The organism is Gemmobacter lanyuensis (assembly GCF_014652355.1).
In the GTDB taxonomy this organism is placed as follows: domain Bacteria; phylum Pseudomonadota; class Alphaproteobacteria; order Rhodobacterales; family Rhodobacteraceae; genus Gemmobacter; species Gemmobacter lanyuensis.
Map to the genome: position 1 here is coordinate 1 of NZ_BMYQ01000007.1, position 19,842 is coordinate 19,842.

Sequence of the window (19,842 nt, forward strand, 5' to 3'; positions counted from 1 at the left end):
TGGCCTTCCAGGCTCAATAGTATCAATTGCTTAGCCGTTTAACTGATGAAGTTGGGTTGTATCCAACTGGACATCCCGCGAGTGCGTTGACCGCACCGGGCCGCGCAGGGCCGCGCCGAAGGTCCAAATGGGAGGAAAACATGTTGAAACTGATGCTCGCCACTTCGGCGATCGCCCTTGCTTTGTCTGCGCCTGCCCGGGCCGACTTCTGGTCGGACGCGGGCGCCAAGCTGCAGGGCGTCACGATCCGCGGCGTTTCGGAAAGCACCCCGCCGTCCAACTATGTGCGTGACGTGCTGGCGCCGCAGTTCACCGAAAAGACCGGGATCAAGGTCGAATTCGAAACCACGTCCTGGGACCAGATGTTTGACAAGGCGATCAAGGACATGGAGGCCAATTCGGGCATCTATGACTTCGTCTATATCGAACAGGACATCATCTATTCCTACCTGGCGCGCGACTTCCTGGTCGACATCACCCAGATGCTGAAGGACAAGCCCGATCTGGCAGCGCCCGAATTCAAGGTCGAGGATTTCACCACCTTCATCGACAACTTCCGCGGCGAGAACGGCGATATCTTCGGCGTGCCAATGGAGGCCTTCATCAAGGTCTACCTCTACCGCAAGGACCTGTTCGAAGACCCGGTCCACAAAGAGGCGTTCAAGGCCAAATATGGCTATGATCTGGCCCCGGCCACGACCTTCGCGCAATGGCGTGACAATGCCGAATACTTCGCCGATCTGAGCCAGGATGACGAGCTGTGGGGCACCACGGTGCAGGCGTCCTCGGGGCATCCGGCGGCCTTCTATGAATTCTTCGAATCCATCGCGCCGACCTATGGCGTCTATGACTGGGGCATCGACGCAGCCAAAGGTGCGGCATCGGTCGAAAAAGGCGGCCGGATGAATTCGCCCGAGGCGAAAGAGGCGCTTAAGTTCTGGGTCGGTCTGCTGGACTTTGCCCCGCCGGAAGCCACCGCCTCGACTTGGGACGAGGTTGCCTCGACCTTCGCGGCCGGCCGTGCGGCGCAAGGTTGGGTTTACGGCGAAAACGCCGCCTGGATCGCGACCAATCCGGAAAAATCCACCGTCGTGGGCAAGGTTGGCGTGGCACTGCCCCCCACCAATCCGGGCGTGATGGAAGCGGCCGAAAAGGGCGAAGGCTATATCGGCTATTATGACGGCGGCGCCTTCGGCATCCCGCATTCCTCGAAGAACAAGGAAGCGGCGCTTCTGTGGCTGCAGTTCATCGGCCAGCCCGAAGTGCAGGCCGACTGGGCCGTGGCCGGGTCGCGCGTCGTGCATCAGGCCACCTTCGATGATCCGAAGGTGAAAGAGGTTGATGCCAAGGCGGACGGCTATTTCACCATGATGAAGGACAAGGGCCATCTCTTCAAAGGCGCGCCCGCCTTCCCGTTCCACGCGCAAGTGCGCGAGGCGGTGGCCCCCTTCATCTATGAGGCGATCGTTGGTTCGCTCTCGCCTGAGGATGCTCTCGATCAGGCGGCGGCGGCGGCGGATGCGGAACTGGCCAAGCTGGGCTACGGCGCCAACTGACGCCATCCGCTTCCAATCCGGCGGGGTGGTCCCTGAGCCCCGCCGGACCCTGCCACCACAAGATCGGAGTGGGCGCATGCGCAATACCACCACAGGCTGGCTGCTGATCGCGCCCACCCTGTTCATCCTCTTCGTGACCGGCCTTTTGCCGTTCCTTTATGTCCTGGTCGTGGGGTTCTTTGACTGGAACACCTTCGCCCAGAACCCTGAACCGCAATTCAGCGGCGTCAACAATTTCCGCGCGCTGGTCTTTGATGCGGCATTCCTGAAATCGCTGTGGCTGACCTTCAAGTTCACCGCTTTCGTGCTGGTGAGCCAGCTGGTGATCGGGTTCTTCCTCGCCAAGATGCTGCTGCGCGACATGCCGCTGAAGGGGCTGTTCCGCACCATCCACACGCTGCCCCTGATGATCGCGCCGATTGCGGTCGGCGCCACCTGGCGGCTGATGACGGTGCCGGGGCTAGGGCCGATCCCGCATTGGATGCAGCAATGGTTCGATGTGAAATACATTCTGTCGCGCTTCCCGGATCAGGCCTTTGCCACGGTGGTGGCGATGGACATCTGGCACTGGACGCCGCTGGTCACGCTGACCCTGATGGCGGGGCTGTCGAACCTGCCGGAAGAGCCGCTGGAACAGGCGCGTATCGATGGCGCCAGCGAATGGCGTATCTTCTGGGACATCACCCTGCCCTTCCTGAAGCCTGTCGTGCTGACCACGGTCTTCATCCGCCTGATGGATGCGCTGCGCACGGTGGATGAGGTCTGGATGCTGACGGGCGGCGGGCCGGGGGCCGAGACGCGATTCATCGGCCTGCATATCTGGCGCGTGGTCTTTCCGAAAACCGATTACGGCTATGGTTCGGCCATGTCGCTGATCACGCTCTATCTGACCATTGTCATGTGCTGGCTGCTTTATGTCGCCATGACCGGCATGAAGGAGAAGACCCGGTGAAACGCGGTTTCCTGCAGTCCCGTCTGCTGACGGTGTTGTTCTGGCTCGCGATGTCGGCGCTGACGTTGCTGCCGGTCTGGTGGATGTTCCTGGTTTCAGTGCGGTCGCGGGCGGACCTGTTTGGCAAACCCTCGTTCCTGCTCGATGTTTCTGCGATGACCTGGGACAATTACGCCGCCGTGCTGGCGAACCCCACCTTCCAGAAATACATGACCAATTCGCTGATCGTCGCCACCTCGAACGCGGTGCTGGTCTCGGTTCTGGCCTTGCTCGCGGCCTATGCCATGTCGCGCTTTGCACTGGCGGGGAAGGACAATCTGTTCTTCTGGGTGCTGACGAACCGGATGGCGCCGCCGGCCGTGTTCCTTCTGCCGCTGTTCCTGATGTTCACCGGGATCAAGCTGGGGGATTGGAGCCTCTTTGACACGCGCCTCGGGTTGATCCTGCTTTACTGCGTGTTCAACCTGCCCTTTGCCTTCTGGCTGTTGCAGGGCATCGTCGATGCCATCCCGCGCGAGCTGGACGAGGCCGCCTATGTCGATGGGGCCAGCACCTTCACCGTGCTGACCACGGTCATCTTCCCGCTGGCCCGCCCCGGCCTTGCCGTGACCGGCATCCTGACCTGGGTCTTTGCCTGGAACGAGTATCTCTTCGCCTCCACGCTCACCTCAGTCGAGGCGCGGACGATCACCACCGGACTGGCCGAGTTTGTTACCGTGACCGGCACCAACTGGGGCCAACTGGCCGCCGTGGCCATGCTGACGCTGGCGCCTGCCGCGCTGGTTCTGGCGCTGGTGCAGCGGCACATCGTGGCCGGCCTCACCTTCGGCGCCGTGAAAGGATAGATCATGGCCCAGAAAACCGGTTTCCTGCCCATCAAGACCAACACCTTTGACCGCATCTTCATTTCGGTCGTGCTGTTCGTCGCCATTTCCCTGCTGTGGATGCGGTTCCTTGAACCCTTTGCGCCGCTCTGGGTCTCGACCCTGCTGTCGGTTGTCCTCGGCCAGTGGATCATCAGAAAAGGATAAGACATGAGCCGCGTCACCCTTGAAGGGGTCGGCAAGAGCTATGGCGCCGTCACGGTGCTCAAGCCCTTGGACCTCGATATTGCCGATGGCGAATTTCTGGTGCTGCTGGGGCCTTCGGGCTGCGGCAAATCCACCACCATGCGCATGATTGCCGGGCTTGAGGCGATCACGGCAGGTACCCTGCGCTTTGATGGCCGCGATGTCACGCAGCTGCATCCGCGCGACCGCAATGTGGCGATGGTGTTCCAGAACTACGCGCTCTACCCCCATATGACCGTGGCCGACAACATCGGCTATCCGCTGAAAGTGGCCAAGGTTGCCAAGGCAGAGCGGCAAGCGCAGATCGAGGCGGCGGCCAGGAAGGTGGACCTGACGCCTTACCTTGCGCGCTTCCCGCGCGACCTTTCGGGGGGGCAGCGTCAGCGCGTGGCGCTGGCACGGGCCTTGGTCCGGTCGCCGGGGGTTTTCCTGCTGGATGAGCCGCTGTCGAACCTCGATGCCAAGCTTCGGGTGGCGATGCGGGCCGAGATCAAGCATCTGCAGCGCAGCCTTGGCGTCACCATGATCTATGTGACCCATGACCAGATCGAGGCGATGACCTTGGCCGACCGGGTGGTGCTGCTCAATGACGGAGCCATTCAGCAGGTCGGCACCCCGGATGAAATCTATGACGATCCGGCCAATCTGTTTGTGGCGGGCTTCATCGGGTCGCCACCCATGAACTTCCTGGCGGGCACCGCCACGGGCGGACAGTTTTCCGCCCCCGGCATCACCGGCCTTCCCTGCCCCGGCACGGGTCAGCTCACGCTTGGCTTCCGGGCCGAGGATACCACCGTGACCGAGGCCGGGCGCTTCACCGGCACGGTCTATGAGGTCGAGCCGACAGGCGAGGCCACCTATGTCGTGCTGCAAATGGGGCCTCATCGCGTGAACCTGCGCTGCGACAAGCGGTTCCGCCCCGAACTGGGCACTGAGCTGCGCTTTGATCTGGGCGCGGGTCAGGTGCTGTTCTTTGACACCGCCAGCGGACAAAGGGTGAGATAAGCCATGGGCATCCTTGAACAATTCAGCCTGAAGGGCCAGCGCGCGCTGGTTACGGGCGCCAGTCAGGGCATCGGGCTTGCCTGCGCGCAGGCCTTGGCCGAGGCGGGGGCGCATGTGATCCTGACCTCCCGCGATGCGGCCATGCTGGCACAGGTGGCGGGCGATATGACTGCGGCGGGGCATAGTGCCGAATGGCATGTGCTGGACGTGACCGACAGCGCCGCAACCGATGCGCTGGCCGCGAAGCTGGGGCCGCTGGATGTGGTCGTGGCCAATGCGGGCATCGCCCGGTCGGGCACCGCCGCCGAAACCGCCGATGATGCGCTGGTGCAGGATGTGATGAACACCAATTTCTTCGGCGTTCTTCACACCGCGCGGGCCTTTGGCGGGCAGATGCTGGGGGCGGGCAAAGGCGCGATCGTGGCGATCGGCTCCATCTCGGGCGAGATTTCGAACCGCCCGCAGAACCAGAGCTATTACAACGCCTCAAAGGCCGCGGTGCATCATCTGGTGCGGTCGATGGGCGCCGAATGGGCAGGCCGGGGGGTGCGGGTGAATGCCGTGGCGCCCGGCTATATCGAAACGCAGATGACGAAATATGCCATGGTGGACGATCCCGTCATGGCCGCGAAATGGATGGAGCTGACCCCGATGGCCCGCGCGGGCCAACCCGAGGAGATCGCCTCCATCGTTCTGTTCCTTGCCTCAAGCGCAGCCAGCTACATGACCGGATCGGTCGTGACGGCGGATGGCGGCTATACCTGCTGGTGATCCGAGATGAGCCAAATTCCTGAAACGATGCAGGCCGTTGTCTGCCATGGACCGGGCGATTACCGCCTGGAAACCCGCCCCGTGCCGCGCCCCGGCCCCGGCGAGGTGCTGGTGCAGGTGATTGCCGCGGGCATCTGCGCGGGCGATGTGAAATGCTTTCAGGGCACGCCGATGTTCTGGGGCGATGTCAACCGCAAAGCCTATGCCGAAACGGATGTGATCCCCGGCCATGAATTCGTGGGCCGCGTGGTGGCGCTTGGCGAAGGCGCGGGCGATCTGCACGGGCTGGCGGTGGGCGATGTGGCGGTGTCAGAGCAGATCGTGCCCTGTGGTGAATGCCGGTTCTGCCGCGAGGGCAATTACTGGATGTGCCAGCCCCATGATCTTTACGGCTTTCACCGGGTCACGCAGGGGTCTTGGGCCGAATACATGGTCTACCCCGCCAAATCACGCAACTACCGTCTGCCGGAAGGGATGGACCCCCGCCATGGCGTCTTTGTCGAACCTCTGGGCTGTTCCATCCATGCGGTGAACCGGGGCAACATCGGCTTCAATGATGTGGTGGTGATTTCCGGCTGCGGTGCGCTTGGCCTTGGCATGGTGGCGGCGGCGCGGATGAAGAACCCCGCCAAGCTGATCGCCTTGGACCTCAACCCCCATCGGTTGGAGCTGGCGCGGCGCTGCGGCGCGGATATCGTGATGAACCCCGCCGAGACGGACGTGGTGCAGGCGATCCGCGATCTGACCGGAGGCTATGGGTGCGATGTCTATATCGAGGCCACGGGCGCGGGCAAATCGGTGGAACAGGGGCTTCTGGCCATCCGCAAGCTGGGGACTTTCGTCGAGTTTTCCGTCTTCAAGGACCCGGTCACCGTGGACTGGACCATCATCGGCGACAGCAAGGAGCTGAATATCCACGGCGCGCACCTTTCGCCCAACACCTATCCCCATGCCATCCGCATGATCGCCGAAGGGCGCCTGCCGATGGAGGACATCCTGACCCACAGCCTGCCCCTGTCGCGCTTCCACGAGGGGATCGACATTGCGGCCGACGGGCGCAGCTCGCTCAAGGTCATTCTCGAACCGGGGGGCGTAGCATGAAGGCGCTGGTGCTGGAACGCAAAGGCGTTCTGAATATCCGTGACATCGACCTGCCGACCGAGGTCGGCCCGCAGGATGTGAAGATCGCCGTGGATACCGTCGGCGTCTGCGGCTCCGATGTGCATTACTATACCCATGGCAAGATCGGCCCCTTCGTGGTGAACGCCCCCATGGTGCTGGGGCATGAAGCCGCGGGCGAAGTGATCGCCGTCGGCGCGGCCGTCACGCATCTGGCGGTGGGGGATCGCGTCTGCATGGAGCCGGGCCTGCCCAACCCCAATTCCAAGGCCGCGAAACTGGGCATCTACAACGTCGATCCGGCGGTGCGGTTCTGGGCAACGCCGCCGATCCACGGCTGCCTCGCGCCCGAGGTGGTGCATCCCGCCGCCTATACCTACAAGCTGCCCGATCACGTCAGCTTTGCCGAAGGCGCCATGGTCGAACCCTTCGCCATCGGCATGCAGGCGGCCCTGCGGGCGCGGATCAAGCCGGGCGATGTGGCGGTCGTGACCGGCGCCGGGCCTATTGGCATGATGGTGGCGCTGGCCGCCCTTGCCGGGGGCTGCGCGCGGGTCATCATTTCCGATCTTGCGGCGCCCAAGCTGCAGATCATCGGCCAATATCCGGGCGTGACCACGGTCAACCTGCGCGAAGAATCGCTGGCCGAGGTCGTGGCCCGCGAAACCGCGAACTGGGGCGCGGACGTGGTCTTTGAATGCTCCGGCGCGGCGCCTGCGATCCTTGATCTGCCGCGGATCGTGGCACCCGGCGGGGCCATCGTTCTGGTGGGGATGCCGGTCGATCCGGTGCCCTTCGACATCGTGGGCCTGCAAGCGCGCGAGGCACGGATCGAGACGGTCTTCCGCTATGCCAATGTCTATGACCGGGCGATTGCGCTCATTGCCTCGGGCAAGGTGGATCTGCGGCCGCTGATTTCAGCGACGCTGCTCTTTGACCAGTCCGTCGCCGCCTTCGACCGTGCGGTCGAGGCACGGCCGACCGACGTGAAGATCCAGATCCGTCTGCGGCCCTGACATCATGGCACAGGCGGCGGCGGATTACATCATCGTGGGCGGAGGATCGGCGGGCTGCCTTGTGGCGGCCCGACTGATCGAGGCCGGGGCCACCGTCCTGCTTTTGGAGGAAGGGCCACCGCGTGGACACCCGCTGTTGGACCTGCCTGCGGGCTATATGAAGTTCCTCAATTCGGAACGCTATCTGAAGTACTACCCCACAGTGCCGCAGCCGCAGCTTGACGGCCGCAGCCTGATCATCCCGCAGGGCCGTCTTCTGGGGGGCGGCTCTGCGATCAACGCCATGGTCTATCTGCGCGGCCAGCGCGAGGATTACGACAGCTGGGCCGCGATGACCGGTGATCCGGGCTGGAGCTATGACGCCATGCTGCCGCATTTCACCGCGATGGAGGGTAACACCGATCTGGCGGGGCCATTCCACGGCACGGATGGGCCGCTCAAGGTGTCGCATCTGGGGCATATGAACCCGGTGACGGCAGCCTTCCTTCAAAGCTGCGCCGCACTTGGCATCCCGCTGAACGAAGATTTCAACGGGGCGGTGCAGGCCGGCGCGGGGCGGATGCAGCACACGATCGATGCGGGGTTGCGGCGGCGCAGCTCCGCCGCGCGGGCCTTCCTTGCCCCGCATCGTCGCAACCCCCGGCTGACTATCGTCACCCGCGCGCGGGTGCAGCGCTTGCGGCTGGTCGCGGGTCGGGTGATCGGGGTGGACTATCAGCATCTGGGCCAGACCCGGCGGGCCGAAGTCGGGCAAGAAGTGATCCTTGCCGCAGGCGCGATTGCGACCCCCCATCTGATGCTGCGCTCCGGCCTCGGCCCGGCGGCGGATCTGCAGACGGCAGCCATCGCGGTTCTGGCGGATCTGCCCGAGGTCGGCCTGAACCTGCAGGACCATTGCGAAGTGCCGGTGATCTCTGCCCTGCAACGGGGGATGGGGTACTTCGGGCAGGACCGGGGGCTGAACATGCTGCGCCACGGGCTGCGCTATCTGCTGTCGCGGCGCGGTCCTGTCACCTCGACTGGGGTCGAGGCCTGCGCCTTCCTGCCCCTTGGCGATGACCCACGCCCGCTGATCCAGCTTTATTGCGTGCCGACGGTCTACCTTGACCGCACCGTCAGCGGCATCGACCCGACCTGGGGCCTGACGCTGACACCCTGTCTGGCCCGTCCACAAAGCCGCGGCAGCGTCCGGATCAACCCGGCCGACCCGGATGGCCTGCCGCTGGTGGACCCCGGCTTCCTGCGCGATCCGGCAGATTTCGCCGCGATGCGGGCCGCCATCCGGCGCGCGCGCGACATCCTTGCCGCCCCGCCCCTCCGCGAAATGGTGACCGGCGCGCTCCTGCCCGGCGCGGGCGACTGGTCGGAAGACGCGCTTGACCGACATATCCGCGCCACGGTGAAGACAAATTACCACCCCGTCGGCACCTGCGCGATGGGCCGGGTCACGGACGCGGCGCTGCGTGTCATGGGGGTTGCGGGGCTGCGCATCGTCGATGCCTCGGCGATGCCAGTGATCCCGGCGGCCAATACCAACGCGCCGACCCTGGCCTTGGCCAGTCGCGCGGCCCAGCTGATCCTGCAAGGCCGCGCCTGAAGCAGGGTCAGGCCGCGGCGCTGCGGCGTGCGCCCTTTGCCGTGTTCCCATTGGCATGCTCAACGGTCGCCGGATCAAGGGGCAGCCCCGCCGCCTGCGCGATCGCCGGCCGGGCGGACGCGGGCCTTGGCCCTTCGTCAGGCGTTTGCGCGTCCACCTTGAAGAAGGCCACCACGCCCTGCAGCTCATCCGCGAGACCGGCAAGCTGCACCGCACTGGCCGAAAGCTCCTCGGATGCCGAGGTGGTTTCCTGCGTCACGCGGTCAAGCTGATGGATCGCCGTGGCAATCTGGGCCGAACCCGAGGCGAGTTCTTGCAGACCGGATGAAATCCTGCCCACCAGATCGGACGTCTCGCCGATATCGGGGACAAGGCCATCCAGCATCTGCCCAGCCTGGACTGCGGTATGAACCGTGGTGAACGACAGCTGCGAAATCTCGGCCGCGGCGGTTTGGCTGCGTTCGGCAAGACGGCGCACCTCGCCCGCGACCACGGCAAAGCCGCGGCCATTCTCGCCGGCGCGTGCGGCTTCAACCGCCGCGTTCAGGGCCAGAAGATCAGTCTGGCGCGCAATTTCCTGCACCACCAGGATGCGTTCCGCAATGGTCTGCATGGCGGTGACGGCCTGGGCCACGGCGTCGCCGCTTGCCCGCGCATTGGTGGCCGCGCGCGCGGCAAGCCGCTCGGTCCGGGCCGCATCTTCGGCACTTTGGCGAATGTTCCCCGCCATCTGTTCAATGGCCGAAGATGCCTCTTCCGACGCGGCGGACTGTTCGATCGCCCCCTGAGACAGTTCCTCCGATGTGGCCGCCGTCTGGGTTGCCCCCGAGGCAACCTCGTCAATCGACACGGTCAGGCTTTGCGCGACGCCGCGCAGGTGGGCAACCATATCATTGACCGCTTTCTGCACGACCGAGATTTCGTCACGTCCCCGGACCTCGACCATGCGGCGCAGATCGCCTTGCGCCACCGCTTGCGCCAGATCGACGGTGCGGGTCAGCCGCGAGGTGATCGACCAGATCAGCAGGGCCGCCGAAACCAGCGACACCACCACGGCAACAGTGCTGATCGCCATCAAGATCCATTGCGTCTTGACGAAATGGGCATCCACCTCATCCTGCGCGAGATACATGTCATCGCTGGCAACCTCGCGCAGCTTCAGTGTCGCGGCAACCGCGGCCTGCGACGCCTCAAAACCCTTTTCCAGCATCAGGTCGGCCGCGGCAACGCTGTCCCCTGCCTTTCGCAGGTCCAACGCCTGAAGCAACGTGGCGCTTGAGGCGGTCTGCAACCCCAGCGCCTGTTCAAGCAGCGCCACCTCTTCCACCGGAAGCATGGGGCGCAGGGTCTCAAGATTGTCCTTGATCTTTTGTTGCGGGACTTTCAGGGCTTCCAACACGCGCTTCACCCGCTGGTCATCCTGCCGCGAGCCCTGGATCAGGGCCTCGCGCCCCAGACCTTGCAGCACCTCTTCCTGCAGCAGCACCTCTTCGATCAGCAGCAACCGCTTCACGTCATCATTGATGATGTCGTCCAGCGTCGTGCTGTAGGTTCGCATGTTGATGAAGGCGAATTCCAGCGCCACGCCGCCCAAAAGGAAGATGATGAGAAAGGTGGAGACGAGCTTGACCTTGATGGAGAGTGCCACGATTTGTCCTACGATCGGCGTCACGACTGGCCATGACCGTTGAGACGGAGATGGCGGTGAAAGTCCGGATCGCGCGGCCTCTGCTCAAACGTCGCCAAAACATATGTCCACGATACGGCATTTGTCTTTTGCGGCGGCAGCGCCCTTGAACATTGTCAATTCGCGCTATCTTAGCGGAAAGGCAGGTTGTCCGGGGTGCGCGAAGGTCATCTTCGCCGTCAAAAGTCGCGTGTCTGCGTCCTGATGCAAGTACCTTAACGTCAGCTTGGGTACTGATGTGATATGTTCAGGAGGATGCATGCATGCTGACCATCCGCTGTGCCGGAGCACCCATGGGATGTGGCGCGTCAATCCGAAAGGTGTGACACTCCGATCCATTTCGGCCAATTCACTTGATATATATCAAACTCAGCAGCGGAACGGGTCGGTCAAACGGTCCTGCAAAGACAATGGGGCCCGCAAATGAAATTGGGGGCGGAGCCAAGCCCCACCCCCATCTTGTCGTATCGTGATCCGCGTCAGGCGGCGTGCTGCGGCGCAAGTTTCGAGGCCCAATCCGCATACCAGCCGCTGAACAGCGCCATCTGCTTTTCGATAAAGCCCTTCTGCGCGGCCGACAGCTCATCCCCTTCATTGAAATGCAGCGTGTAGGCCGCATCGCCCTGCGTCACCAGCATGTGCTTGAAGAACAGGACCAGATCCGGGCCGGCATCGACCTCGGACAGGATCTGCATTGCAGTATCCAGCTCGAACGCCAGACGGCGGGCTTCGGCGTCCCCGGCAACCGCAGCTTTGCACAGCTTGGTGAGATGCAGAACCTCACGCGGATAGACATTGCCGATGCCGGTGATGGCGCCGTCGGCGTTGCAGTTGACATAGCCGTGGAAGACCGCGGTATCGACGCCGATCATCAGCTTGATGTCATCCGACCCCGAGGTGATGTGCTCGCCTGCATAGGACAGATCGGCATAGCCGCCGAATTCCTTGAAGCCCACCAGGTTCGGGTGCTCGGAACGGATCTGGAAGAAGAGTTCCGCCTTGGTGGAATAGCCATAATAGGGGCTATTGTAGATCACGGCCGGCAGGTTCGGTGCGGCGGCGAGGATCGCCTTGAAATGCGCCTTCTGCGCGGCGGGAACCGTGCCGCGCGACAAGAGCCGCGGGATCACCATCAGGCCATGCGCGCCCACCTTCTGGGCATGGGCGGCCAGCGCCACGGCAGTGGCGGTGTTCACGGCCCCGGTGCCGACGATGACCTTGATGCCCGCCTTCACCAGACGTTCGACGCCTTCCATGCGCCATTCATTGGTCAGAAGCGGCCAGTCGCCCATCGAACCGCAGTAAACCACGGCCGACATGCCCTGTGCGATCAGGTCTTTGGCCTTGGCGACCAGCAGGTCGAAGTCCGGGGTCCGGTCTGCCTTGCAAGGCGTCATCAGGGCCGGGATGGTTCCGGTGAAAATGCTGCAATCCATTGCGCGTGCCTCCTGCGGGACGGTCGAATCTGTTTGGATGATGTCAGCATACGTCTTGCATATAGTTTGTCGACAAGTTTTTTGCCAGGCTAACCCCTGGCCCCGCCAGTGCGGGCAGCTGACCTAAAGGCGCAGATGCTGCCGCCGGTCGCGGGCGATCATCTCCTGGATCTGCCGAACGATCTGGTCGGCATGTTCGCGGGCCAGCGTGTCGCAAAGCTCGACATCACGGTCCGCGACAGCGGCGATGATCGCCTCATGTTCCAGGATGTAGGGATGGGGCATCTGCGCCGAGAAGCTGGGGTAGTAGTAAAGCCGCAGGATGCGCCGCCCTTCATCCAGCAAACGCACGAACAGCTGGGTGTAATAGGAATTGCGCCCCGCCTCGGCGATGGCGGCGTGGAAATCTCGGTTGTGGGTGATCATCGCGGCAGTGTCACCCGCCTGTACCGCGCGGGCAAAGACCGCCTGACGGGCGCGGATGGCATCTAGATCGGCCGGTTGGTGAAACTCGGCCGCAAGGCGCGTTGTCACCCGATACATCAGCGTCAGCGCATCGAAGAAGGCATAGAGGTTCGGAAAATCGACCGGCGCCACGATGGTGGAGCGGTTGGGCAGCATGGTCACCAGCCCCTCACCCGCCAGCCGCACCAGCGCCTCGCGCACCGGGGTGCGCGACATGGCAAGGCGCTCGGCCAGACTTGCCTCGTCGATCGGCTCGCCGGGCGCCAGCACCAGATCGAGGATTTCATCCCGCAGCGTCTCATAGGCCAGTTTGGCCCCGCCGCCGCGCTTGCGGTCGGCAGGATCGGTGCCGGGGGTCGGGCTTTCTGCGTCGGTCATCTTGATCCTCGTCTGGGTCGGCGCAGGATAGGGCTTCGTTCCGACAGGACAAGCCGGGCGACAAGACCACATTCCTCGTCTAAGCTGCCCGAATTTGGGGCGTTTGGTTAACGTCCATGCGCCTATTGGCAAGTTTTTTCATATAATAAAAATCTTTTGCCAAAGACGCAAACGCGTGACACGATGAGAAAGAAACTCGAATCAACAGTGGAGACTCCCAATGAAAATGCTCCTCGCCGCAACGGCGCTTCTGGCCACCACCGGCCTCGCCCAAGCGGACAAGCTGGACGACATCATCGCTTCGGGCACCCTGCGCTGCGCGGTCGTGCTGGACTTCCCGCCGATGGGTTTCCGGGATGAAAGCAACAACCCGCAGGGCTTCGACGTTGACTATTGCAACGATCTGGCCGCCGCGCTTGGCGTGACCGCCGAAATCGTGGAAACCCCCTTCCCCGAGCGGATCCCGGCGCTGATGTCGGGCCGTGTGGACGTGGGCGTCGCCTCGACCTCGGACACGCTGGAACGCGCCAAGACGGTCGGCTTCAGCGTGCCGTACTTCGCCTTCGAAATGGCCGTGACCGCCAATGAAAAGTCGGGCGTGACCTCGTTCGACACCATGAAGGGCAAGGTCGTGGGCGCCGTCGCCGGCACCTATGAGGCGATCGCGCTGGAAGAGCAGGTCAAAGCCTGGGGTGAGGGCGAATTCCGTCCCTACCAGACCCAGGCCGACGTGTTCCTCGCGCTGAGCCAGGGCCAGCTGGACGCGACCGTCTCGACCTCGACCGTGGCGCAGGCCAATGTCAAATCGGGCAACTACGCCGGTGTGCAGGTCGTCGGCAAAGCCCCGTTCGACACCGATTATGTTGCGCTTTTCACCAACCGTGAAGAATACGGCCTGATCAACTTCCTCAACCTCTTCGTCAACCAGCAGGTCCGCACCGGCCGCTATGAAGAGCTGTATGGCAAGTGGGTCGGTGGCGAAGTGCCCAACCTGACGGTTCCGAACGCCTACCGCTGATTGTCGTGGGGATGTGCGCGAAACGCGCGCATCCCCTTCGCCATCGCACCGACAAGAGGCGATCATGTTCTCCTATACCTTCCAGTGGAAGCAGGCATTCGCCAAGCTTCCTCTCATGCTTGATGGCGCACTCGTCACGATCGAGCTTGCGCTTTTGTCCATGGCGATCGGCATCGTGCTGGCCGTGGTCCTGACCGGGTTCCGCCTGTCGCGCATCCGTCCGCTGGTGGCAATCGTCACCACCTGGGTGGAAATCGCGCGCAATACGCCGGCCCTGTTCCAGATTTACATCGCCCATTTCGGCGTGGCCTCGTTCGGCCTGCATCTCAGCCCCTATGTGTCCCTGCTGATCGGGATCACCTTCAACAATGCGGGCTATCTGGCCGAGAACTTCCGCGGCGCGCTGAAGGCGATTCCGGATACGCAGACCCGTGCGGCACGGTCGCTGGGCATGAACCCGATCCAGGCCTTCGTCCATGTGGTCTTGCCGCAGATGCTGCGGATCGCCTTCCTGCCGATGACCAACCAGATGGTCTGGGCCATCCTGATGACCTCTCTCGGCGTGACGGTCGGCATGAACTTTGACCTTTATGGTGTCACGCAGGATCTGAACGCGCTCACCTTCCGCACCTTCGAGCTGTTCGCACTGGCGGCCGTCATCTTCTACGTCATGACCAAGATCGTCCAGATCGGTGCGCGCCTGATCGCCGCCCGCCTGTTCCGGTACTGAGGGGAGCGAGCGATGTTTGAAACCGCACTGACCACCAAAGACCTGATCTTCCTCGCACAGGGCGCAGGCATGACGCTGGTCGTCACCGCCATTGCCGTCGTGCTGGGCACGATCCTGGGCATCATCTTCGGGATCTTCCGCTTCCAGGTCGGCCCTTGGTGGGCCGCACCCCTGACCTTCCTGCTCGATGTGTTCCGCTCGATCCCGCTGCTGATCCAGCTGGTTCTGGCCAATGCCTTCCTCGGCATGGTTCTGAAGCTCAAGCTGTCGGGCTTCAGCGTCGCCTGCGGCGTGCTGACCCTGTATACCGCCGCCTATTGCGCCGAGATCGTGCGCGGGGCTGTGGGCGCCGTGCCGCCGACCACGCGCCGCGCCGCGCGGTCGCTGGGCATGACATGGACGCAGGACATGGCCTATATCGTCCTGCCGCTGGCCACCCGCGTGGCGCTGCCCTCGTGGATCGGCCTGGCGCTGGGGGTGATGAAGGATTCGGCGCTTGTCTACATCGTGCAGGTGACCGAGCTGCTGAAATCGACGCAGATCCTCATCACGCGCCTGCAAGAGCCGCTGCTGCTGCTGCTGATCTGTGGCGCCTTCTACTTCGTCATCAGCTTCCCTATTGCCCGCTTCGGCGGCTACCTCGAAAAACGGTGGTCCAATGATTGAGATCGAAAACGTCCGTAAATCCTTTGGTCCGCTGGAAGTTCTGAAGGGCATCAACCTGACCGTTCCGAAGGGTGAGGTTCTGACCATCATCGGGGGGTCCGGGTCGGGCAAGTCCACGCTGCTGACCTGCATCAACGGGCTGGAGCCCATCGATTCCGGCCGCATCACCGTGGACGGGACCGAGGTTCACGCCCGCGGCACCGACCTGAACAAACTGCGCCGCAAGCTTGGGATCGTGTTCCAGCAGTGGAACGCCTTCCCGCATCTGACGGTGCTGGAAAACGTCATGCTCGCCCCCCGCAAGGTGCTGGGTCTGGGCAAGGCCGAGGCCGAGGCGATTGCCGTGAAACAGCTGACCCATGTCGGCTTGGGCGAAAAGCTGAACGTCTATCCCACGCGCCTGTCGGGCGGCCAGCAGCAACGCATGGCGATTGCCCGCGCGCTGGCCATGTCGCCCGATTACATGCTGTTCGACGAAGTGACCTCGGCGCTGGACCCGCAGCTGGTGGGTGAGGTGCTCGATACGCTTCGGATGCTCGCCTCTGAAGGCATGACGATGATCTGCGTCACGCATGAAATGAAGTTTGCGCGCGAAGTCTCGGATCGCGTTGCGTTTTTCTCGAAAGGTGTCATGGCCGAAATCGGCGCGCCGCAGCAGATCTTCGAAAACCCGCAGCACCCGGAGACGGCCGCTTTCGTCAAGCTGACACAGGCCTGAGACCTGCGCGGCCCAAAATGTGCGCCCCGTCCGGCTGCTCCGGGCGGGGCTTTTCTCTTAATCTTCGACGGCGGCCAGGCCCAGGCGTTCCAGCCGGTCCAACTGCTCGAATTCCGCCTCTGTCAGAAAGATCCCCTCGGCCTCGGCCCGCGCCCGTGCGGCATAGCGGCGCTGCGAGGGCAGCCGCGCCCCCTGCCCGGCAATGGCGTCAAACAGCTGTTCGCCCTCGGCAATCGGGTCACGCCCGCTTCCGGCAGCGAAATGCGCGGGTTTGAACGCAAGGATCAGCGCTCCATGCCGTGGCAAAAGCCGCGTCCCGCCCATTTCGCGATGGGCCTCGGCGCTCATGAATTCACCCAGCATGGCGCCGGCCATCAGCTCGATCATCGTGGAAATGGCCGAACCCTTGTGGCCGCCAAAAGGCAGCATCGCGCCATCCAGCGCGGCCTGAGGGTCCGTGGTGGGGTTGCCGTCGGCATCCATTGCCCAGCCTTCGGGCAAGGGTTTGCCCGCGCGGCGGTGCAGCTCGATCTCGCCCCGCGCGGCAACACTGGTCGCAAAGTCAAAGACATACGGATGCGCGCCGGTGCGCGGATAGGCAAAGGCCAGCGGGTTTGTCCCCAAGAGCGGCGCCGTGCCGCCAGCAGGCGCCACAGCCGCATGGCTGGGGCACATGGACAGCGCCGCCAGACCCGCCCGAGCCAAGAGCTCAACCTCATACCAAAGCGCGGAAAAATGCAGACAGTCGCGGATCACCAGCGCCGCCAAACCCAGCGTTTCGGCCCGCGCCACGAGTTCGGGCTGGGCAAGCTCGAACGCCGGGCAGGCAAACCCGCCGCCGGCCAGCACCTGCAGCACCGGACCGGACCCCGGCAACAGTTGCGGCACGGCGTCACCAGCAACCTTCCCGGCCTTGAGCACGCGCAGGCAACCTTCCAGCCGGTATATGCCGTGGGATTTGCAGTTGTCCCGTTCACCCGCCACGATGACGCGCGCCATTGACTGCGCCGTTTCCGACCGGATACCCGCCCCCTGAAGGACATTCACGACCCTGCGGTGAAGTTCGGCAATCGAAATGCTGCGCAAAGCGGTCAAGGCAGGCCTCCGGATGGATCAGGTTCAGTTGCGGACAAAATTCAGCACCGTCGAGGTCCAGAAGATTGTCGCATCCCCTTCGCCCGTCGCCCGGATCGCGTGTTTCAGCGTGCTGTCGAAATAGGCGCAATCGCCTACCGACATTTCAACAGGGGCATAGTGTTCAACCACAAGCTCAATCGTGCCCGACAACACGAAGACGCATTCTTCACCCTCATGCGCCCCCAGATCGCGGGCCTGCAACGGCGCATGCCGATCCACCCGCGCAATCAGGGGGATGATCTTCTTTTCGGACAAGGCGCTGCACAGCACCTCATATTCGTAAAACGCCCCGCGAACCTTGCTGCCGGTCCCGGCACGGGTCACAGTCATGCGGGTTTTCGCGGTCTGGCTGCCTTCCTCGGCCGAAAGGATCTGCTCCATTCCCACGCCATAGCCGCGTGCGATACGCACCAGATTTTCATAGCTGGGCGAGACGCGGCCATTTTCGATCTTGTGGATGGTGGACAAGGCAAGACCCGTCCGCTGCGCTGCGCCTTCCAGCGTCAGACCACAGTCGAGCCGCAGCGTCTTCATCCGCTGCCCAAGATCCGCCCGGAGCTTTTCGCGCTCTTCCGGCCAGGTCTCGTCGATATCGCCATCCTGATCCATGAAAGAGCCCTCAGTTTTCACATCGGCCATTGATTTTTCTTTTATTACCAGTTTCACTCTACTATGCATATGGCCTTGTTCCATACAACGGCGGATTTCTGCCCGCTGGCAGCCCGCAAAGATAGAGGCCGCAAGGCTTTTTTTCTGTGAGATGGCCGCAAAGGCACGCGGCAGTTAACGTAACGGCAGATTTCGGAGAAAGATGGATGGACAAGATCGTGGTTCCGGCCGAAGTCGGTGGAAAAATCCTGGTCTGTGACGAAGGGCTGAGCGTCTGGGGCGGGGTTGATGCCCAGACCGGGACCATCATCGACGCCCTTCACCCCCAACATGGCGCATCCCTTTCGGGGCGTGTCGTGATGATGCCGACAAGCCGCGGCTCCTGCACCGGCAGCGGCGTCCTGCTGGGGCTTGCCCTTGCCGGGACGGCCCCGGCGGCCCTGATCTTTCGCGAAGAGGAAAACATCCTCACACTGGGGGCGCTGATTGCCTCGCGCATGTTCGATCGTCAGATCGCCGTCTTGCGCCTGTCGGCCGAAAGCTATGCGGCGCTGAGCCGGCAAGATACGGCCAGCCTGACCGGCGCCGAGTTGATTGCCGGCGATCTGCGCTTGCCCCTGACCGCCATCGACACCGAGGCGCTGGTTCTATCCGAGACGGATCTGGCGATGCTGGGGGGCGGGTCCGGCCCGGCCGCGCAAATCGCGATGGAGACACTTTGCACGATGGCCGCAGTGCAAGGGGCAACCGAGCTGACCGATGTCAGCCGCGTCCATATCGACGGCTGCATCTATGCCAGCCCGGCGTTCCTGACCTTTGCCCGCCGCATGGCCGACCTGGGCGCAAGGGTGAAGGTTCCGACAACGATGAACGCCATTTCGGTCGATCACGCGAACTGGCGGCTTCAGGGTGTAGCAGAAAGCTTCGGCACACCAGCCAGCCAGCTCGCCGATGCCTATGTGGAGATGGGCGCACGACCGAGCTTCACCTGCGCCCCCTATCTGTTCGAGGATCGCCCCTCTCTCGGCGAAGATATCGCCTGGGCCGAATCAAACGCGGTGATCTATGCCAATAGCGTTCTGGGTGCGCGCACCGTCAAACATCCTGATTTCCTTGATCTTTGCATCGCCCTGACGGGGCGCGCCCCGCGTTCGGGTGTCTACCTGGACCATCAGCGCGCCCCCCGCCGCATTGTGACTGTCACGCGACCGGCTGGGGCCGATGATGCCTTCTGGCCGATGTTGGGCTGGTTGGTCGGACAGGCCGCGCCGGATTGCATTCCGCTGATCCGCGGGCTGGAAGACAGCCGCCCGAGCCCCGATGATCTCAAGGCGCTTTGTGCCGCCTTCGGGACGACCTCGGCTTCGCCGATGCTGCATGTGGCAGGCGTCACGCCCGAGGCCGGTCTGCCCCCCACCCCCGATGCGACGACAGTGGCGATTGGCCTGCAGGATTTCGCCCGGCTCTGGTCGTTGTTCAACGCGGGCGGCGGAGAGGTTGATCTGGTGGCCTTGGGCAGCCCGCATTTCTCGGCCCCTGAATGTCGCGCCTTTGCCCGGCTGATGGCGGGTCGCAACGTCCACCCCAAGGTTACAGCCATCATCACCTTGGGCCGCGCCACCCTGTCCGAGATCGAGGCCGACGGAACGGCGGCAAGCCTGCGCAGCAGCGGCGTGCGTCTGGTGCCCGATCTTTGCTGGTGTTCGATTTCCGAGCCGGTCTTCCCGCCGGAAGCGCGCGTGTTGATGACGAACTCTGGCAAATATGCGCATTATGCACCCGGCCTCTGCCAGCGCGAAGTACGCTTCGGCAGTCTTGCCGCCTGTGCCGAAACCGCCTGCAGCGGCGCAGCCCCGGCCACGCCGCCCGGCTGGATCGGGTAACGGCAGGTGGCGCGGCCACCTGCTCGAAC

General features: G+C 63.5%; 20 protein-coding genes. 15 read left to right on the top strand and 5 right to left on the bottom strand.

Translation table 11 applies throughout. The features are described from left to right. The first annotated feature begins 140 nt into the window (after positions 1 to 140). The 9 genes from IE101_RS11875 (at position 141) to IE101_RS11915 (ending at position 9,086) form a co-directional block, all read left to right on the top strand. The gene (locus IE101_RS11875; RefSeq protein WP_189634063.1) at positions 141 to 1,556 is read left to right on the top strand and encodes an ABC transporter substrate-binding protein; all 1,416 of its coding nucleotides are present in this window, start codon (positions 141 to 143) and stop codon (positions 1,554 to 1,556) included. A 76-nt stretch (positions 1,557 to 1,632) separates the two neighbouring features. After that, positions 1,633 to 2,508 carry a carbohydrate ABC transporter permease gene (locus tag IE101_RS11880; protein WP_189634064.1) on the top strand — a complete coding sequence of 292 codons (876 nt, stop codon included), beginning with the start codon at positions 1,633 to 1,635 and terminating at the stop codon, positions 2,506 to 2,508. Then, positions 2,505 to 3,353 carry a carbohydrate ABC transporter permease gene (locus IE101_RS11885; protein ID WP_229804138.1) on the top strand — a complete coding sequence of 283 codons (849 nt, stop codon included), beginning with the start codon at positions 2,505 to 2,507 and terminating at the stop codon, positions 3,351 to 3,353. Before IE101_RS11880 ends, IE101_RS11885 begins: the two co-directional genes overlap by 4 nt. Before the next feature lie 3 nt (positions 3,354 to 3,356). Beyond that, positions 3,357 to 3,539, top strand: a complete 183-nt coding sequence (locus tag IE101_RS11890; RefSeq protein ID WP_189634065.1) for a DUF2160 family membrane protein — start codon at positions 3,357 to 3,359, stop codon at positions 3,537 to 3,539. 3 nt (positions 3,540 to 3,542) lie between these two features. Further along, a complete protein-coding gene (locus IE101_RS11895; RefSeq protein WP_189634066.1) occupies positions 3,543 to 4,583 on the top strand; it encodes an ABC transporter ATP-binding protein in 1,041 nt (346 codons plus the stop codon). 3 nt (positions 4,584 to 4,586) lie between these two features. Then, on the top strand, positions 4,587 to 5,354 hold the full coding sequence (locus tag IE101_RS11900; RefSeq protein ID WP_189634067.1) for an SDR family NAD(P)-dependent oxidoreductase: 768 nt from the start codon (positions 4,587 to 4,589) through the stop codon (positions 5,352 to 5,354). A 6-nt stretch (positions 5,355 to 5,360) separates the two neighbouring features. Further along, positions 5,361 to 6,455: a zinc-binding dehydrogenase gene (locus IE101_RS11905; protein WP_189634068.1), complete on the top strand. Its 1,095-nt coding sequence runs from the start codon at positions 5,361 to 5,363 to the stop codon at positions 6,453 to 6,455. Next, a complete protein-coding gene (locus tag IE101_RS11910; RefSeq protein WP_189634069.1) occupies positions 6,452 to 7,489 on the top strand; it encodes an NAD(P)-dependent alcohol dehydrogenase in 1,038 nt (345 codons plus the stop codon). The genes IE101_RS11905 and IE101_RS11910 overlap by 4 nt, the downstream gene beginning before the upstream one ends. 4 nt (positions 7,490 to 7,493) lie before the next feature. Further along, a complete protein-coding gene (locus IE101_RS11915; RefSeq protein ID WP_189634070.1) occupies positions 7,494 to 9,086 on the top strand; it encodes a GMC family oxidoreductase in 1,593 nt (530 codons plus the stop codon). A gap of 7 nt (positions 9,087 to 9,093) precedes the next feature. Here IE101_RS11915 and IE101_RS20135 read toward each other — a convergent pair whose 3' ends face one another. Next, complete coding sequence (locus tag IE101_RS20135) at positions 9,094 to 10,110, bottom strand: methyl-accepting chemotaxis protein (RefSeq protein ID WP_465253866.1); 1,017 nt, start codon at positions 10,108 to 10,110, stop codon at positions 9,094 to 9,096. On the opposite strand from IE101_RS20135, the gene IE101_RS20140 reads away from it, so the two are divergent. Beyond that, the gene (locus IE101_RS20140; protein ID WP_465253867.1) at positions 9,991 to 10,365 is read left to right on the top strand and encodes a hypothetical protein; all 375 of its coding nucleotides are present in this window, start codon (positions 9,991 to 9,993) and stop codon (positions 10,363 to 10,365) included. The two genes, IE101_RS20135 and IE101_RS20140, sit on opposite strands and share 120 nt — an antisense overlap. A gap of 887 nt (positions 10,366 to 11,252) precedes the next feature. On the opposite strand, the gene IE101_RS11925 is transcribed toward IE101_RS20140, so the two are convergent. Continuing rightward, positions 11,253 to 12,209 (bottom strand): dihydrodipicolinate synthase family protein, encoded by a 957-nt coding sequence (locus IE101_RS11925; protein ID WP_189634071.1) that lies wholly within the window; start codon positions 12,207 to 12,209, stop codon positions 11,253 to 11,255. A 123-nt stretch (positions 12,210 to 12,332) separates the two neighbouring features. Beyond that, a complete protein-coding gene (locus IE101_RS11930; RefSeq protein WP_189634072.1) occupies positions 12,333 to 13,052 on the bottom strand; it encodes a GntR family transcriptional regulator in 720 nt (239 codons plus the stop codon). A gap of 220 nt (positions 13,053 to 13,272) precedes the next feature. On the opposite strand from IE101_RS11930, the gene IE101_RS11935 reads away from it, so the two are divergent. The 4 genes from IE101_RS11935 to IE101_RS11950 all read left to right on the top strand — a co-directional run bounded on the left by IE101_RS11935 (position 13,273) and on the right by IE101_RS11950 (position 16,184). Continuing rightward, on the top strand, positions 13,273 to 14,070 hold the full coding sequence (locus IE101_RS11935) for an ABC transporter substrate-binding protein (protein WP_189634073.1): 798 nt from the start codon (positions 13,273 to 13,275) through the stop codon (positions 14,068 to 14,070). Positions 14,071 to 14,134: 64 nt separating this feature from the next. Further along, a complete protein-coding gene (locus IE101_RS11940; RefSeq protein WP_189634074.1) occupies positions 14,135 to 14,800 on the top strand; it encodes an amino acid ABC transporter permease in 666 nt (221 codons plus the stop codon). A 12-nt stretch (positions 14,801 to 14,812) separates the two neighbouring features. Further along, positions 14,813 to 15,466 (top strand): amino acid ABC transporter permease, encoded by a 654-nt coding sequence (locus IE101_RS11945; protein ID WP_189634075.1) that lies wholly within the window; start codon positions 14,813 to 14,815, stop codon positions 15,464 to 15,466. Continuing rightward, positions 15,459 to 16,184 carry an amino acid ABC transporter ATP-binding protein gene (locus IE101_RS11950; RefSeq protein ID WP_189634076.1) on the top strand — a complete coding sequence of 242 codons (726 nt, stop codon included), beginning with the start codon at positions 15,459 to 15,461 and terminating at the stop codon, positions 16,182 to 16,184. Before IE101_RS11945 ends, IE101_RS11950 begins: the two co-directional genes overlap by 8 nt. A gap of 57 nt (positions 16,185 to 16,241) precedes the next feature. On the opposite strand, the gene IE101_RS11955 is transcribed toward IE101_RS11950, so the two are convergent. After that, the gene (locus IE101_RS11955; RefSeq protein WP_189634077.1) at positions 16,242 to 17,279 is read right to left on the bottom strand and encodes an Ldh family oxidoreductase; all 1,038 of its coding nucleotides are present in this window, start codon (positions 17,277 to 17,279) and stop codon (positions 16,242 to 16,244) included. A 24-nt stretch (positions 17,280 to 17,303) separates the two neighbouring features. After that, complete coding sequence (locus IE101_RS11960) at positions 17,304 to 17,960, bottom strand: helix-turn-helix domain-containing protein (protein WP_189634078.1); 657 nt, start codon at positions 17,958 to 17,960, stop codon at positions 17,304 to 17,306. 176 nt (positions 17,961 to 18,136) lie between these two features. On the opposite strand from IE101_RS11960, the gene lhpI reads away from it, so the two are divergent. Then, positions 18,137 to 19,813 carry a cis-3-hydroxy-L-proline dehydratase gene (lhpI, locus tag IE101_RS11965; RefSeq protein WP_189634079.1) on the top strand — a complete coding sequence of 559 codons (1,677 nt, stop codon included), beginning with the start codon at positions 18,137 to 18,139 and terminating at the stop codon, positions 19,811 to 19,813. Positions 19,814 to 19,842 lie beyond the last annotated feature (29 nt).